Below are 14267 nucleotides of genomic sequence, written 5' to 3'. Positions count from 1 at the left end.
AGGGGTCGAATCAAAGGGGTCGAATCAAAGGGGTCGGAGTAACTTGGTTTTATAACCACATGGTCACTTCAATCAAATACCAAACCGATAAAAAACCTTTGAGGCTTTCAAAATATCAAAGATCTGCGCCCACTCCCACTCCCACTCCCACTCCCACTCCCACTCCCACTCCCACTCCCACTCCCACTCCCACTCCCACTCCCACTCCCACTCCCACTCCCACTCGTCACTCATTAATTAATTAAATCTAATCTCAACTTTACAATGTTGATTCATACAATCACGCAAATATAAAATAATCAAACTTTCATAAGAAACACTCGTAAAATTAAGCGTCTGGAGCAATTATTGACTTTACTAATTTTGCAAGCTTTGAAACTTTAAAGCTGTCCCGTATTAAGTTGGTCGCCTAAATTATTGATTATTTATTACAGAACTGCTATTTTTTACTTGAATTTGGAATATTTTCACAGACTTTTTATCCGCCCTACGATTTATTGCCAAATAACTATCGACGTTATCGGGTAAAATGGAGTTGTTGTTTCTTTACCGTCAAGTAAAGTCTGGTTTGACGATAGACATTAACGTTAAAAAGGAAAATTATGAATTATTTATGGGTATCGGCATTAAGCCTATTTTTTATTATGAATCCCGTTTATGCAATAGAAAAAGCAAGTGAAAAGCGACTTGATGAGATAGCCGAACTAGGTGTTCATGTGATGCCCTTTGACTTGGCGTTAACAACTCATGTTTTTTCCAAAACTGCAAAAGGGGGCGTTCAAAAGGTTCTCGTTAAAAATCCTGATGATTGTGAGCAAATAAAGTTAATACGCGAACATCTATCTAAAATTTCTGCTGAATTTCAACAAGGTGATTTTTCTAATCCTGAAAAAATTCATGGCAACAATATGCCGGGTTTAGAGGGGTTACGAAAGGCAAAACTTAATCAGCTTAATATTACCTATAAAGAATTACCTAATGGCGCAAAAATCACTTATTTAACCGATGAAATCTCTCTTATAACCGCTATTCATCAATGGTTTGAAGCCCAGTTAAGTGACCATTCTCGTCATGCTGTTTCAGGACATTCTAATCATAAAATGCACGCTCAATAAAGGCATTAATTATACTTATCATGCCTTTATTAACCGTTGATTCCTAATTAGGCGGAATAGCACTTTTCAAAATTGAATATTGAGGCTTATTTAATTTCGGAGGCGCAAGTTTTGGAGGCTCTTCAAGTTTTGGTGGCGTAGGAGTCACACGACTCACTTCTTTTGTAGTCACCTTATCATTTAAACGCGGCGGCGGGGGGGGTAACGTACTCGTACGTTTGGGTTGATAAGCAGGTACCGAAGTACGACCTGCATTGTTATAACCTGTATTACCTAATTGAATGGGTGCAGGCGTATAGCGTTTTTGTTGAGGCGGTGGCGTTGTTTGAACACGAATAACGGGAGCCGCTGGCGTATTTAAACGAGGTGGAGTCGCTAACCTTTTTTTGACAACCGCTTTGGGTTGATACGTTTTTAAATTATTGCCTTGAACAGGCTGCGGCGTTACAACTCGTACTTCTCTTACCGCATTATCAGAGACAACGGGTGAAGAAACCACATCATAACTTCGATCAACAACAGGAGCAGGTTGATTAAGGATGACAGGGGATACAATGACCTGAGCGGGAGCAATCGGCGTTGATTGTCGTTGCGGCACTGCAGTTTTGTTAACACGAGCAGGTAACGCCGTTGGGGTAACAACGGTTTGTTTTTGAGGTGGTCTAATAATAGTCTGAGTGCTATTAATCAAGGTATCTCTCTTGTAAAGAGCAACAGGAATTCCACTATTCTCAACTAAGGCTTTTTTTAAAGCACTTCCATCAATCGTAATAAATGCATTCGCTTTTGCTCGTTCAATCAAGTTCATGGCACTGGTTAAACGCTGTTGATAACCCCGTTGTTTATCTTCTAAATCGGGATGGACTTCTATATAGAGTCCTTCAGGTGACCAGCCAACTTTAATCGGTTCATTCACAATCATCACCGATGTCCCTACAGAAACAGCGGGGAATATCCGCTCAATGTCTTCTGGGTACATACGAATACAACCGTGACTCACTCGCATTCCAACGCCAAGGGGTTTATTGGTACTATGAATTAAATACCCAGCACGCCCTAAACGCATGGCAAATAATCCCAATGGGTTATTAGGCCCTGCGGGGAAAACAGCGGGTAATATATCGCCTTTAGCCGCATGTTCTCGACGAATAGAGGCAGGCGGAGTCCACGTTGGATTACGGGTTTTAGCGATAATACTGGTTTTTCCTAAAGGCGTATTCCAATCGACACGACCGATACTAATCGGGTGAGTTAAAACTTGACCATTACGATAATAATAAAGCCTATATTCAGGAAGATTTAACACAATCCCTTTACGTGCCGTACTCGGTAGTAGATAGCTATTAGGGATATGAATATCTTTTCCTTCCCCTAATTGTTTAAATTGATTGCCCTCTTTATCACTAGCGTGCTCTTCAACTGATTTACTCGGCATCCAGCGATCAACGGTTTTATTCGCTTTCACAATTTGGTTTTGACCTAAATCATGTTGTCTTGCAATATCTAGCAAGGTTTCACTTTTCGCTGCTTTAATATAAATCGTTTTATTTGGGGTTCCTATCAAAGCATTCGTTTTTGCAGGCAATAAAAAAGCCGTTGCATGAACCGTAGGGGTAAAGGCAATTAATAGGGCGGCGGTTACACCATTGAGTTTAAATAAAGTAATCATTAGTTTTTAATCTCACCGCCGAAAAGTTCGAGTAATCGAGGTAAAAAATGGGCTAATTCTGAGGTCATAATCGAAAAATCAGCATCGAAACGTTCGGCTTCCGTTTCTGCATTAACATCGGTTATTTGATCCTGAATTAAATCTAAAAGACGTAAACGTTTTACAGAAAATTCTTCATCTAATACAAACGATAGCCTATCTTCCCAATTAAGAGCAAGTTTAATGACTAATTTTCCCGTTTGTAGGTGATTTTTAATTTCAGGGAGGGCTAAATCATGATTTTTACAACGGATAACACCGCCCTTATCCTCAGGCGAACGCAATTCACATTCATCTTCAATGACAACCCCTTTAGGGGCTTTATTGTCCATTAGCCATGATGTCATCACTTGACTGGGTTTTTCAAGTGTATTAATGGGAACGACAGGTAATGAACCTAAACAACGACGCAGGCTACTTAATAAATCCTCCGCTTTTTTAGCCGAGGCGGAATCAACCACAATCCAGCCGCCTTTTGGGTCAATATAGGCATAGGTCTTCCGTGAAAATGAAAATGCACGCGGTAGTAAATCAAATATTAGTTCATCTTTAATCGTACTTCGTTCTTTCTTTGATAACTTAGACCCTTGCTGGGTTTCAAGTTCCAAAACTTTTTCCTGTACCATTTCATTAATCACGGCGGCAGGTAATACTTTTTCTTCTTTTTTTGCACACAGCATAATAAAGCCATTGGCTTCATAAATTAATGAATCCGAACCTCGCCCTAAAGGGGATGTCCAGCCAAAGCTTGATTCATCATGATTGCCACAAGGGCTAAACGCCATCGATTGTAACTTTTCAGCGAGTTCATTGCTAGAAAGGCTAAACGATTCGGTAAGACGAAAAAGTGAAAGATTTTTAAACCACATAAGCGTTAAAATTAATTAAGGGGAAGGAAGAAATAAATAAGGAGGAATTCAAAAAAAACCTTTGCTCTATTTATAATAAAGAATGCTGACTAATGCTATTAAGCTAACTGATGTTACGCAAAATTTGTTTTTTCACGCTAAGGCATAACATTAGTCCGTTAAGAAAGAATACGGGTAAATAATGATGTAGAGAGGTGATCTAGCCGTTCTCTACATCTTAGGTTGTTACGATTCAAGGTTAAACAACCGCCTTTCTAAGAATTCTTTCAAAGTTTTCAGCATGACGTTTAATTAAATTGGCTTTATCTAAGCCATTGATAATTTTTCGCGCATTTCGATAATCGGTACGCTCTTTAGAGAGATACTGACTTAAACGGCGACCTGTAAACGTACCTTTTCGCATTCCGTACGACATAATTTGATACGCAATAACAGGATCTAAGGCTTTTTCAGGATTATTCACTAAATCATGCCCTAAAGCATCGCCCAAATTCTTATAGTTTTTTTGCCACGTAATTTGCACAAACCCACGCCCGCGATATTTATAACCATCCCCGCGCTTAGTATTGCCATTGCGTTTAGCTCGCGAACGGCGACGTGATGTATTCGCCAGAATAGAATCATATTTATTAAAATAAGACCGCCCGCCATATTCTGTAATCGGTTGAAAACGGTTCGCGGTTTCATGCTTTACCGTTGCCAACATATAAGCCATATACTGAATATCCGTAATTTCTTCATCGCGTTCTAATGAATCCAGTAATGAACTTAACCCATTAACTTGATGCTGTTTTAAGGATCCAAATATTTTTCGATAGGTGGTAAAAAAAACCTTGCGATTAAATTGTTCTTCCTCAGTTATTTCAGTGGTATCGGGAATAAGCGAACCATCTTTATCTAAAACAACATCGGCGGCACTGATTTCATTTTCAGTTGCTACCTCATAAGGATTAATTTCAACAAACTTATTAGACTGATGCAGCCAACCAAAACTAAAAAAATCTTTAATTTGAGTGAATAACGAGGGTGACGGAATGATAATTTTTTGGCCAATACGAATACGATTGGCATTTTTAATCGATGGGTTTAACTTTAAAAGTTTACTCACCGTAAGATCATATTTTCGAGCTATTTTATCTAAACTCTCACCGCGCTTAACGGTATGAACATTTGAAACAGGGGTACCGTCTTCATCGCTATTTTCTTTTGAAGCCTGAGAACGCGAGGTTGTCTTGGGTTTTCTGGATATTTTTACATTTTTAGGATTACTGGTATATTTTATTTTACGGCCAGGAATTTTAATCGCTTGACCGACTCTAATCTGATTAGCATTACGAATTCTAGGATTCGCGGCTAATATTTGTGCAACGGTAACATTATAACGTTGGGCAATTTCTCCCAAGGTATCGCCACTTCTAATGACATGACTCATTTTATTAGTCCCCTGTTGTTTTATCTTAAAAATTAGAATGGATTTGATTATCCCGAAAAACCGTAGTTGTTACAAGCAAATGACGTTAAAGACGCCCCTTAAACGAGCGTTTAAACCAGTTGCTTTAAAACGGTTCGTAAGTAATTAATTTCCTCTGACGTGGTATCAGCCCAGAGTGCCGTATCCGATTCTATAAATTTAAAATCAGCTAATACTTTAGACAATATTTCTTTACTCGACGCATTTTTTTTATTAAATAAATGAAAGATTATTTTTTGTATTTCTTTGGTTCTAGAATTTAGTCTTGATTTTCCCCAAATTCCCAAATTGCCCGCTAACTGTTTATGCATAGCCGTGACTTGCTTTTTAGTTAGCTCCAACAATACCCCATAAAGATACGCTTCTTTAGGGTCTAATTCATAACTCATAGTAATTAAGCCTAATTCTTAAAAAATTATTAGGGGTTGAAGTATGTTTATTTCATGCTTAAAGAATGACATCAGCTAACGTTTTTCAAGCCTTAATCTCAGACTAAGCGGCGTAGTCTCCGCTAATATAACCCAAAAATAGTTGAGGAATAAAAATTTATTCATCTGAGTGGTTGAATCAAAAACTGATAACCCGATGGGTTATCATAACTCAAAAAAGCATCCGCTTATTGACATCTCATCATGTTATTAAAATTTCATCCCAAAAAGTATTAAGCAAAGCTAAATATTGCGCCTAAAGCACCACCCAAAACACCGCCCCAAACAACTAACCATCCTAAATGTTCACGGATAATCGCTTGTACCATTTCTTTAACCATTTCAGGGGTTAATTCATTGAGACGTTTATCAATAACTGTTTCAATGTTACCTAAAATATCTTCCCCTATTTTATGCGCATTTAAGCCTTGTTTTAAGGCCGTTTTAAAATTATCAGAGGCCACCATCTCACTCAGTGTTTGTTGCATTTTAAGTGTAAACGGTTCCTTAATAGGGACTAATACTTCTTTACCACCCATCATTTCCAGCATACTTCCAAAGGATGATTCCATAATAGCACTGACTAACCCTAGATAAATTTTATCGTAATCAACCGCATTAAGCAGCGGATCAAGATTTAAAACTTTATCACCTTGTTGCTCTTCGGTTTCAATAAATTGTTCAATATTTTCAACAGTAAAAAATTGCTCCATCATTAAGGTTTTTATGGCCGTTTTAAATTCCTCAAAACGCTGTGGAATCACCCCCGAACCATAAAGAAAAGGAACTTTTTCAAACAACATGTGAATGGCTAACCAGTTTGTAATCGCCCCCGATAAGGCAAAAAACCCCACTGATTTTAAAAATTCAGAGCCTAAGGGGTAAGCAATTAGAATCACCAATAAAGCAATTAAATTGGTCATTATGTTTTTATTGGTTACTATTTTTTTCATCGCTTTTTCGGTGGCATTAAATCAGTAATTGAACCTTCAATCATTTCTGCGGCAAAGGCAAAGGTTTCAGAGAGTGTGGGATGCGCATGGATCGTGAGTGCAATATCATCAACACACGCGCCCATTTCCAAGGCTAATACCGCTTCGGCAAGTAATTCCCCTGCATTTACGCCTGTCATTCCTGCGCCTAAAATGCGTCCTGTTTCCTTATCTGATAAAATTTTTGTAAGACCTTCTTTTCGACCCATACTTAAAGCGCGACCACTGGCTGCCCAAGGAAAAGCGCCTTTATCATAGTCAATACCCTGCGCTTTTGCTTCATTTTCAGTTAACCCCATCCATGCAATTTCAGGATCTGTATACGCAACTGATGGAATGGTGAGGGCTTGCCATTGTGACTTATGCCCAGCAATCACTTCGGCGGCAATTTTACCTTCATGAACGGCTTTATGCGCTAACATAGGATTTCCAACGACATCCCCAATGGCATAAATATGGCTAACGTTAGTACGCTGTTGTAAATCAACCTTAATGAACCCGCGTTCATCAACGTCAATCCCTGCTTTATCCGCCGAGATTAAATGTCCATTAGGGCGACGACCGACTGAAACTAACACTTTATCAAAAATTTCAGCCTCATGTTTATCCCCTGAAAAACTTACTTTTAAACCCTCATCTAAGGCTTCAATACTTTCAACCGCCGTAGAAAGTAAAATTTTCTGGTAGGATTTTTTTATTTTTTGCATTAAAGGACGAATTAAATCCTTATCACACCCTGGAATAATTTGGTTTTGCATTTCAACAAGACTAATTTGACTGCCTAGGACATCATAAACCGTGGCCATTTCTAAACCAATGATTCCACCGCCAATAATCAATAATTTTTCAGGAACATCATCCAAAGCTAAGGCATCGGTCGAATCCATTAAGCGGGAATCCTCATTAGGAAAGGACGGAATTTTAACCGCTTGAGACCCCACCGCAATAATCGCCTGTTCAAATTCAATTTCAGTGACGGCCGCCCCTTGAACGGTAAGTGTATTTGAGGATGAAAATGTGCCTAACCCTTGAACAATCGTAACATTACGTTGTTTAGCCAGTCCTGCAAGCCCTGTCGTTAACTGTTTACTGACTTTATCTTTAGTGGCCTTCAATTTTTTTAAATCTATTTTCGGCGCGTCAAAACTAATGCCATACTCAGAAATTTCTTTTGCTTCATTAATAACCGATGCGGCATGTAACAACGTTTTTGAGGGAATACAGCCCACATTTAAACAGACCCCGCCTAAAACGGAATAACGTTCAACTAAGGTGACTTTTTTGCCTAAATCAGCCGCTCTAAAAGCCGCACTATAACCTCCAGGGCCGCCCCCTAAGACTAAAACTTCTGTTTTCACTTTTTTGCCTCTATTTATTATTTAATGTCGTATTTTTAAAGCCACTATTATAAGCCAGTAGACTGCTTTTTGTATCAAGGTTGGTTTTTAGCGAACGTAAGTTTTAACTTAAACGCTCAATCATTTTTTCAGCTTGTTCTGCAAATTTTTCTACATTACCACTTTTAAGTGTTTCCACAGGAATAATTAAAGCACTGTCTAAATCACTATAAATATAAACGGCTTTATTCGCATACTCGACGCGTACCATATCTTCCCACATAAATTTATGCTTACCTCCAGGGGCTTTATCTAATAAATGCTCTTGGGTAATCACCAATTTATGTTCCCCTAAAATCTCTTCTCTTTCCTCTTCACCATAGCCCTCTAAAATTTGGCGGCGCATATCCATTTTAATAATATAAGGTGAAACCACTCCCCAGCCCACCGCGATGAAAGTAACATAAAGAGACGTTGTTAAATCACTGTAATAAAGATAATAAAACATCGCAATAAATAACATCACCGCAGGCACAAATAAACGATTTTTGCGCAACGTTGCTTGTATCTCGGTATTATTTTTTAAACGCATTTCGTTAAACGTCACTAAATCTTCTTCGCGTAACTCGTATTCAATTTCAAACATATCATTATTTTTTTTAGTTAAAGGTTTAAATTTAAAGATTTTTTAAGACAAAATAAAGCCCTTAGATCTCAGCTTAACTCTTATCTTAATTTGATCGTTATAAACGAACATCCAATGCTTAAGAATGGGTATTAAACCCCATTCAAAAAATTTTACGCCCTCGTATGATTCGGATTAAAGCGTAAAAATGGGAGAGGAAAGCGTCATTATAAACGTAAGTTTTAATATAATGGCGTTAAAAAACTATAATTTGTTTTTTAAGGTTTTTTACAAAATAGTCTTGTGGTTAAATTTTCGACAATACGTTTCCCTAAATTCGGACAATCGACTTTTTATTTTTCAGCCTGACAATCTATTTAAGATGCTTTATAGTGCGAAGTCTTTCTCACAATTTACACGGTATTATGCCCTCATTTGATATTATCTCTGAATACGACTCGCATGAAGTTAATAATGCCCTTGATCAAGCGAATAAAGAAGTAACGACACGTTTTGATTTTAAAGGCATTGATGCGCATTTTAAACGCAAAGAGGATGACATCACCTTAACCGCTGAAGTGGAATTTCAATTAGAACAAATGTCGATTATTTTACAAAATAAATTGGTTAAACGAGGGGTTGATTTAACCTGTATGGAAATAAAAAAACCTCAATTTCGAGGTAAAATAGCCTATCAAGTGGCGACATTAAAACAAGGCATAGAAACGTTATTAGCCAAAAAAATAGTTAAATTAATTAAAGCAAAAAAACTCAAAGTTCAAGCGGCCATTCAAGGTGAGAAAGTTCGAGTAACAGGGAAAAAACGCGATGATTTACAACAAGTGATGGCGATGTTGAAAGCAGAAACCTTTGAAGTGCCGTTACAATTTGATAATTTTCGTGACTAATTAATTTTTAAGCTAACTATGAACTATTTACGTTATTCGCTCGCGCCTCTTGCCTTATTAATTTTTCTTGCCTTAATTGCCTGTGTACTTAGTTATCTTATTTTAATGATCGCAGGCGATCTATTACCCTTACGAAAATTAGTCAGCAAAGGCACGCTTATTTTTTTAATTTTAAGTCTTTTTCCCTTGCGTCATTATTTAAATCTGTCGTGGAATCAAATAGGCTTTGCCCCCAAAACCATTTTTTTTAAACAACTTTTTTTAGGAATAGGTTTAGGCGTATTAACTTTATTGCCCTTATTAATTGTTCTGTATGGGCTGGATGTTCATGTTATAGATACCAGTCGAAGTTGGACGATTTTAAAAGCCGTTGAACGTATCGCTATCGCCTTATTATTAGCCTTATTAATTTCATTTGCCGAAGAGCCTTTATTTCGTGGACTTTTACTGACGAGCCTTCGGAAAAAAATGGCCGTAGCCGCCGCGATTGGGATCAGTTCAACTTACTATGCGGCCTTGCACTTTTTAAAAAGTAAAACCCCTATTTCATACGAAGACGTTCAGTTTAGTAGCGGTTTTAAATTACTGGGCGAAGCGTTTTCAAACTGGTTAAATCCTGATATTTTATCCGCTTTTATCGGCTTGTTTATGGTTGGGGTGTTTCTTGCTGTTATCCGAACACAGGTTAAACAGAGTTTAGGCTTATGTATTGGGTACCATGCCAGTTGGGTTTGGCAAATAAAAGTGAGTAAAGATTTTTTTAATACCAACCAGCAATCTGAGTATCTTTATTTAGTCAGTAGTTATGATGGTTTAGTTGGCCCGTTGGTTAGTCTATGGATGCTGTTACTTGCAAGTGCTTATTTAGGTTATCAGTTTTTTTATCGTCAACGAAGTCATAGATAGTTCCAGTCAGTCGAAACGTCACTATAGATTGTTATTTTTTACATGATATTTGGGTTCGATTTTGATAAGACGAGATAGTCAGTATTTTAAACGAACAAAATATATTTCTCGTCTTATTCTGTGTATAGCTCAATTTTTACTCACTCGATTTTTTTATTTTAAACTTGTTTTGTCTTACATTGTGACTTTCAAAATATTTATTTTAAAGGGTATTTATTTTTATAAAGGGAGTGAATCAGTCTTATAAGATGACAAATCCGCAGTATTAAATACTCATATAATTTTTTTATAAAGTTCTCCTCCTCCCTTTGATTATTGAGGTTATCCATAGGTAAAATAGCCGTAATTCCATTTTTTATTTTAAACTTGTTTTAAGTGCTTGATAACAAGTTTTCGTATATTTTAATTATTAGGATACAATGTGAATTATTCAATTTTATTAGTCTCAAATATATGAAATATGTAAGCCCTATTACAGAAGCAATAGAACAGACATGACAAGAAATGTATCTTAAGCATCCTATATCTCGGTGCAGACAGCGAGCGCAAGCAGTTTTATTGAGTGCAGAAGGATTCAGTATTCCTCAGTTGGTTGAAATATTCCCTGTTCGCCGTAATGCGATTACATTTCCCATAATAATGAGTACTCTTATTGAGGTACAATACCTTCGCCAAACGTATAAAGCAAGTTGAAACTCTACTTTTTAATATTGTAACTACTTGATTTTATTAGAACCTAAATATTAGATTTTGAAAAATTCTGGCTCAAAACCTAAATTGGCGAAGGTATTGGCAAATACATGGACGTTATTTAACGTTTAATAAACGTCAATGTCATGCGATCACTTTCGCCAATCGCCAAATATTTTTCTTTATCCTGCTCTTTTAAGCGTAACGCGGGTGGTAACGTCCAAACACCTTTAGGGTGCTGAGTATTATCTTTTCTATTTGCATTTATTTCAGATTTATCTAATAATTCAAACCCTGCTTGCTGTGCTAATTTAATAACATGAACTTCAGTAACATAACCAGAAATAGCTTTCGGATCTTGTTCTGAACCTGCCATAGCCCGATGTTCAACGACCCCTAAAATACCGCCTATTTTTAACGCCTTATACATCGCTTTAAAAACGACTTCGGCTATTGATAGCCCTCTTTTAGCTAAAGATTTATTAGGTATTAAGACTACTTTTAAAGGGGGTTGATTACCTTTACTTTCAGTGGCAGCGGTCTTCTCATGATTGATCGTTTTATACGTAATAAAAAGCAATCAATGATGAAATATTTTTAAATCAGCCGTAGTCACTGATTTTTTTCAAAAAGTAAGAAGCGTTAGGTTAAAATCTCAACTCTTAATGAATATAGTTTTCTTTGCTATAATGAGAAAATTAGTGAATTTGTAAATAAGCTTAATAACTTAAGGAAATAAAATGAGCGATTATCAACATATTTTAGTAGCGGTTGATTTTTCTGAACATGGAAATCACGTAGCCTTAAAAGCAAAAGCGTTAGCCCATTTTTATCAAGCCAAACTTAGTTTAGTACATGTTGTTGATACCGCATCACTGGTCAGTTTAAATTATGAATTGGAATTACCGTATACCAGTTTAGATGATCTTCTTATTGACACCAGTAAAAAAAAATTAAACGAGCTCAATCATGATTTACAGCTTGAAAGCGAACAGAAATGGGTAAAAATGGGATCATCACACAATGAAATTATTAAGGCGGCTAATGAAAATTCAGTCGATTTAATTGTTATCGGCTCTCATGCGCATCATGGCTTACGGATATTATTAGGTTCAACCGCTAATGCCATTTTACATCGTGCCAAATGCGATGTCTTGGCGGTTCGTCTCAATCATGATTAGATTAATTCTAGGCGGTGCGCGTTCGGGGAAAAGTCATTATGCGGAACAATTAGCGATGAAATCGACTAAAAATGTGATTTATATCGCAACAGGTGAAGCACGTGATAGCGAAATGCAGCAACGGATTCAGCAACATCAACATCGAAGACCTTCGCATTGGCAAACCTTAGAAGAACCCATTGAACTGGCTTCGGTATTAACAGCCCATGGAAAAAATACCAATTGTTTATTAGTTGATTGCTTAACTTTGTGGTTAAGTAATAGTTTATTTAATCACGTAGGTGAATTACAAGAAATAATTTTCAAGCAACAAAAAGACGCGTTATTAAACTGTCTTGCTGATTTAAACGCCGATGTTATTTTGGTTTCCAATGAAGTGGGAAACGGAATTGTCCCCATTGATAAAATGTCACGGCGTTTTGTTGATGAAGCAGGGTGTTTACATCAGCAATTAGCACGCTGTTGTGATGAAGTTATTCTTGTAACCGCTGGCTTAGCACAGGTTTTGAAATAAAATGGAATGGTTATTAGACCCTATCGTAAAACCCGATGTACATTATGAATCTCAATCCAGACAGCATCAAAAAAAATTAACAAAACCAGAGGGATCCTTGGGACGGCTGGAAGAAATTGCGATACGCCTCTCAGGAATGCAAAAAACTAAACGGCCTAAGTTAAATCGTGTTTGGGTTTCTGTCTTTGCTGGCGATCATGGCATTGCGGCTGAAAATATTTCGGTCTTCCCGCAAGCGGTTACCGCTGAAATGGTTAGAAATTTCACCTCGGGAGGCGCGGCGGTTAATGTCTTATCCAAATTTATTCGCGCTCATTTTGAAGCGATTGATGTGGGGATGTTACAAACGCTGGATGTACCTTATTTAATTGTTGATAAATTATCGCAAGGCACTGCAAATTTTTTAAATCGTCCCGCAATGAATCCCGATCAACTTGATCACGCGCTGATTGCAGGCAAAAATGCCGTTTTACGCGCGCTTTCAAAAAAATCTGATTTATTTATTGGTGGCGAAATGGGCATTGGTAATACCACCAGTGCGACGGCCATCGCCTGTGCCTTATTAAAACAAACCCCAAAATTATTAACGGGCGCGGGGACTGGCTTATCAGAAGAGATGATAAAACATAAAACGAATATCATTCGACAAGCCTTAATAAAGCATAAAAAAAATTTAGGAACGCCTTTAGAGGTTTTACAACATTTAGGCGGCTCTGAAATTGCGGCCTTAGTCGGTGCGTATATTTACGCCGCTCAAAATCAGCTTCCCGTCCTGATTGATGGTTTTATTGCGACGGTAGCCGCGTTAGTTGCTATTCAAATTAATCCACAAGCCAGACGATGGTTTTTTTATGCGCACGTCTCAGAAGAAAAAGCCCATCAAGTTATTTTAGATGAATTAAATGTTAAACCGTTATTGGATTTATCCATGCGGCTTGGCGAAGCAAGTGGTGCAATTGTTGCCATTCCCATCCTACAAATGGCGTGCAAACTTCATAATGAAATGGCGACTTTTAAACAAGCACAGATAACAAAAAAATAACGTTGCAAATAATCTAAAGAGGCGAGAATGCTCGGACACATAGAAAGTTACGATGAAGACAAACAAATAGGCATCATCAAAGCGGATGATAAATCTTTTGAATTCCATCTGGATAGTTGGAGTGCAAATGTTCCTCTTAAGGTCGGTGATGATGTCGATTTTATTGAAAATGAGGGGGAAATAAGCGATATTGGGCTTGTGGGTGATTATGTTAAGGATGATCGGCCTGTTAAAAGACGCTGGGTGGCTTCATTATTAGGGCTTTTATTAGGGGCGGTTGGCGCGCACCGTTTTTACTTAGGTTTTTATACGATTGGGGTTCTGCAAATTATTTTAACCCTAGCGACCCAAGGTTACGGTGTCATGTGGGGGTTTATTGAGGCGGTATTAATTTTTTCAGGCCATATTTATAAAGATGGTAAGGGACGACCTTTAAAGTAATCTTAAATAATTGAAACGTTTGTCTAATTCTTACCCGTTA

At 37.4% G+C, this 14267-nt stretch carries 16 protein-coding genes; 7 read left to right on the top strand and 9 right to left on the bottom strand.

Going from position 1 to position 14267, the window contains the following annotated elements:
• Positions 1-72 precede the first annotated feature (72 nt).
• The gene (locus tag Q9M50_02455; GenBank protein ID MDQ7089494.1) at positions 73-234 is read right to left on the bottom strand and encodes a hypothetical protein; all 162 of its coding nucleotides are present in this window, start codon (positions 232-234) and stop codon (positions 73-75) included.
• Between the two features lie 368 nt (positions 235-602).
• Here Q9M50_02455 and Q9M50_02450 point away from each other — a divergent pair, with 368 nt between their 5' ends.
• Positions 603-1115 carry an aspartate carbamoyltransferase gene (locus tag Q9M50_02450; GenBank protein ID MDQ7089493.1) on the top strand — a complete coding sequence of 171 codons (513 nt, stop codon included), beginning with the start codon at positions 603-605 and terminating at the stop codon, positions 1113-1115.
• A gap of 43 nt (positions 1116-1158) precedes the next feature.
• Here Q9M50_02450 and Q9M50_02445 read toward each other — a convergent pair whose 3' ends face one another.
• The 7 genes from Q9M50_02445 to Q9M50_02415 form a co-directional block, all read right to left on the bottom strand.
• On the bottom strand, positions 1159-2784 hold the full coding sequence (locus Q9M50_02445; protein ID MDQ7089492.1) for a L,D-transpeptidase family protein: 1626 nt from the start codon (positions 2782-2784) through the stop codon (positions 1159-1161).
• Positions 2784-3692: a recombination-associated protein RdgC gene (gene rdgC, locus Q9M50_02440; GenBank protein ID MDQ7089491.1), complete on the bottom strand. Its 909-nt coding sequence runs from the start codon at positions 3690-3692 to the stop codon at positions 2784-2786. Before rdgC ends, Q9M50_02445 begins: the two co-directional genes overlap by 1 nt.
• A 238-nt stretch (positions 3693-3930) precedes the next feature.
• Complete coding sequence (locus tag Q9M50_02435; protein ID MDQ7089490.1) at positions 3931-5124, bottom strand: LysM peptidoglycan-binding domain-containing protein; 1194 nt, start codon at positions 5122-5124, stop codon at positions 3931-3933.
• Between the two features lie 110 nt (positions 5125-5234).
• The gene (locus Q9M50_02430) at positions 5235-5552 is read right to left on the bottom strand and encodes a hypothetical protein (GenBank protein ID MDQ7089489.1); all 318 of its coding nucleotides are present in this window, start codon (positions 5550-5552) and stop codon (positions 5235-5237) included.
• Between the two features lie 272 nt (positions 5553-5824).
• The gene (locus Q9M50_02425; protein MDQ7089488.1) at positions 5825-6544 is read right to left on the bottom strand and encodes a DUF445 domain-containing protein; all 720 of its coding nucleotides are present in this window, start codon (positions 6542-6544) and stop codon (positions 5825-5827) included.
• Positions 6541-7941 carry a dihydrolipoyl dehydrogenase gene (lpdA, locus tag Q9M50_02420; protein MDQ7089487.1) on the bottom strand — a complete coding sequence of 467 codons (1401 nt, stop codon included), beginning with the start codon at positions 7939-7941 and terminating at the stop codon, positions 6541-6543. The genes Q9M50_02425 and lpdA overlap by 4 nt, the downstream gene beginning before the upstream one ends.
• Positions 7942-8044: 103 nt before the next feature.
• The gene (locus tag Q9M50_02415; protein ID MDQ7089486.1) at positions 8045-8566 is read right to left on the bottom strand and encodes a YcxB family protein; all 522 of its coding nucleotides are present in this window, start codon (positions 8564-8566) and stop codon (positions 8045-8047) included.
• A gap of 404 nt (positions 8567-8970) precedes the next feature.
• Here Q9M50_02415 and Q9M50_02410 point away from each other — a divergent pair, with 404 nt between their 5' ends.
• Both Q9M50_02410 and Q9M50_02405 read left to right on the top strand, forming a co-directional pair.
• Complete coding sequence (locus Q9M50_02410) at positions 8971-9453, top strand: YajQ family cyclic di-GMP-binding protein (protein MDQ7089485.1); 483 nt, start codon at positions 8971-8973, stop codon at positions 9451-9453.
• A gap of 18 nt (positions 9454-9471) precedes the next feature.
• Positions 9472-10359: a CPBP family intramembrane metalloprotease gene (locus Q9M50_02405; protein MDQ7089484.1), complete on the top strand. Its 888-nt coding sequence runs from the start codon at positions 9472-9474 to the stop codon at positions 10357-10359.
• Positions 10360-11170: 811 nt separating this feature from the next.
• Here Q9M50_02405 and Q9M50_02400 read toward each other — a convergent pair.
• Entirely contained in the window at positions 11171-11629 is a 459-nt protein-coding gene (locus tag Q9M50_02400; GenBank protein MDQ7089483.1) for a hypothetical protein, read from the bottom strand.
• A gap of 160 nt (positions 11630-11789) precedes the next feature.
• Here Q9M50_02400 and Q9M50_02395 point away from each other — a divergent pair, with 160 nt between their 5' ends.
• The 4 genes from Q9M50_02395 to Q9M50_02380 are packed head-to-tail and all read left to right on the top strand — an operon-like array spanning position 11790 to position 14227.
• Positions 11790-12230, top strand: a complete 441-nt coding sequence (locus Q9M50_02395) for a universal stress protein (protein MDQ7089482.1) — start codon at positions 11790-11792, stop codon at positions 12228-12230.
• Entirely contained in the window at positions 12223-12744 is a 522-nt protein-coding gene (gene cobU, locus Q9M50_02390) for a bifunctional adenosylcobinamide kinase/adenosylcobinamide-phosphate guanylyltransferase (GenBank protein ID MDQ7089481.1), read from the top strand. Before Q9M50_02395 ends, cobU begins: the two co-directional genes overlap by 8 nt.
• 1 nt (position 12745) lies before the next feature.
• Positions 12746-13786 carry a nicotinate-nucleotide--dimethylbenzimidazole phosphoribosyltransferase gene (gene cobT / locus Q9M50_02385; protein ID MDQ7089480.1) on the top strand — a complete coding sequence of 347 codons (1041 nt, stop codon included), beginning with the start codon at positions 12746-12748 and terminating at the stop codon, positions 13784-13786.
• Between the two features lie 27 nt (positions 13787-13813).
• Positions 13814-14227 carry an NINE protein gene (locus Q9M50_02380; protein ID MDQ7089479.1) on the top strand — a complete coding sequence of 138 codons (414 nt, stop codon included), beginning with the start codon at positions 13814-13816 and terminating at the stop codon, positions 14225-14227.
• Positions 14228-14267: the final 40 nt, after the last annotated feature.

The sequence above is a fragment of the Methylococcales bacterium genome (assembly GCA_030949405.1).
In the GTDB taxonomy this organism is placed as follows: Bacteria; Pseudomonadota; Gammaproteobacteria; order Methylococcales; family Methylomonadaceae; genus WTBX01.
Note: the sequence above shows the minus strand (reverse complement) of the source record. Positions and strands in the feature narration are given on the sequence as shown.

Bases quoted from the DNA above. Each gene is read 5' to 3' on its own strand.
- Q9M50_02455 (MDQ7089494.1), bottom strand. From the start codon at position 234: ATGAGTGACGAGTGGGAGTGGGAGTGGGAGTGGGAGTGGGAGTGGGAG.
- Q9M50_02450 (MDQ7089493.1), top strand. From the start codon at position 603: ATGAATTATTTATGGGTATCGGCATTAAGCCTATTTTTTATTATGAAT.
- Q9M50_02445 (MDQ7089492.1), bottom strand. From the start codon at position 2,784: ATGATTACTTTATTTAAACTCAATGGTGTAACCGCCGCCCTATTAATT.
- rdgC (MDQ7089491.1), bottom strand. From the start codon at position 3,692: ATGTGGTTTAAAAATCTTTCACTTTTTCGTCTTACCGAATCGTTTAGC.
- Q9M50_02435 (MDQ7089490.1), bottom strand. From the start codon at position 5,124: ATGAGTCATGTCATTAGAAGTGGCGATACCTTGGGAGAAATTGCCCAA.
- Q9M50_02430 (MDQ7089489.1), bottom strand. From the start codon at position 5,552: ATGAGTTATGAATTAGACCCTAAAGAAGCGTATCTTTATGGGGTATTG.
- Q9M50_02425 (MDQ7089488.1), bottom strand. From the start codon at position 6,544: ATGAAAAAAATAGTAACCAATAAAAACATAATGACCAATTTAATTGCT.
- Q9M50_02415 (MDQ7089486.1), bottom strand. From the start codon at position 8,566: ATGTTTGAAATTGAATACGAGTTACGCGAAGAAGATTTAGTGACGTTT.
- Q9M50_02410 (MDQ7089485.1), top strand. From the start codon at position 8,971: ATGCCCTCATTTGATATTATCTCTGAATACGACTCGCATGAAGTTAAT.
- Q9M50_02405 (MDQ7089484.1), top strand. From the start codon at position 9,472: ATGAACTATTTACGTTATTCGCTCGCGCCTCTTGCCTTATTAATTTTT.
- Q9M50_02395 (MDQ7089482.1), top strand. From the start codon at position 11,790: ATGAGCGATTATCAACATATTTTAGTAGCGGTTGATTTTTCTGAACAT.
- cobU (MDQ7089481.1), top strand. From the start codon at position 12,223: ATGATTAGATTAATTCTAGGCGGTGCGCGTTCGGGGAAAAGTCATTAT.
- cobT (MDQ7089480.1), top strand. From the start codon at position 12,746: ATGGAATGGTTATTAGACCCTATCGTAAAACCCGATGTACATTATGAA.
- Q9M50_02380 (MDQ7089479.1), top strand. From the start codon at position 13,814: ATGCTCGGACACATAGAAAGTTACGATGAAGACAAACAAATAGGCATC.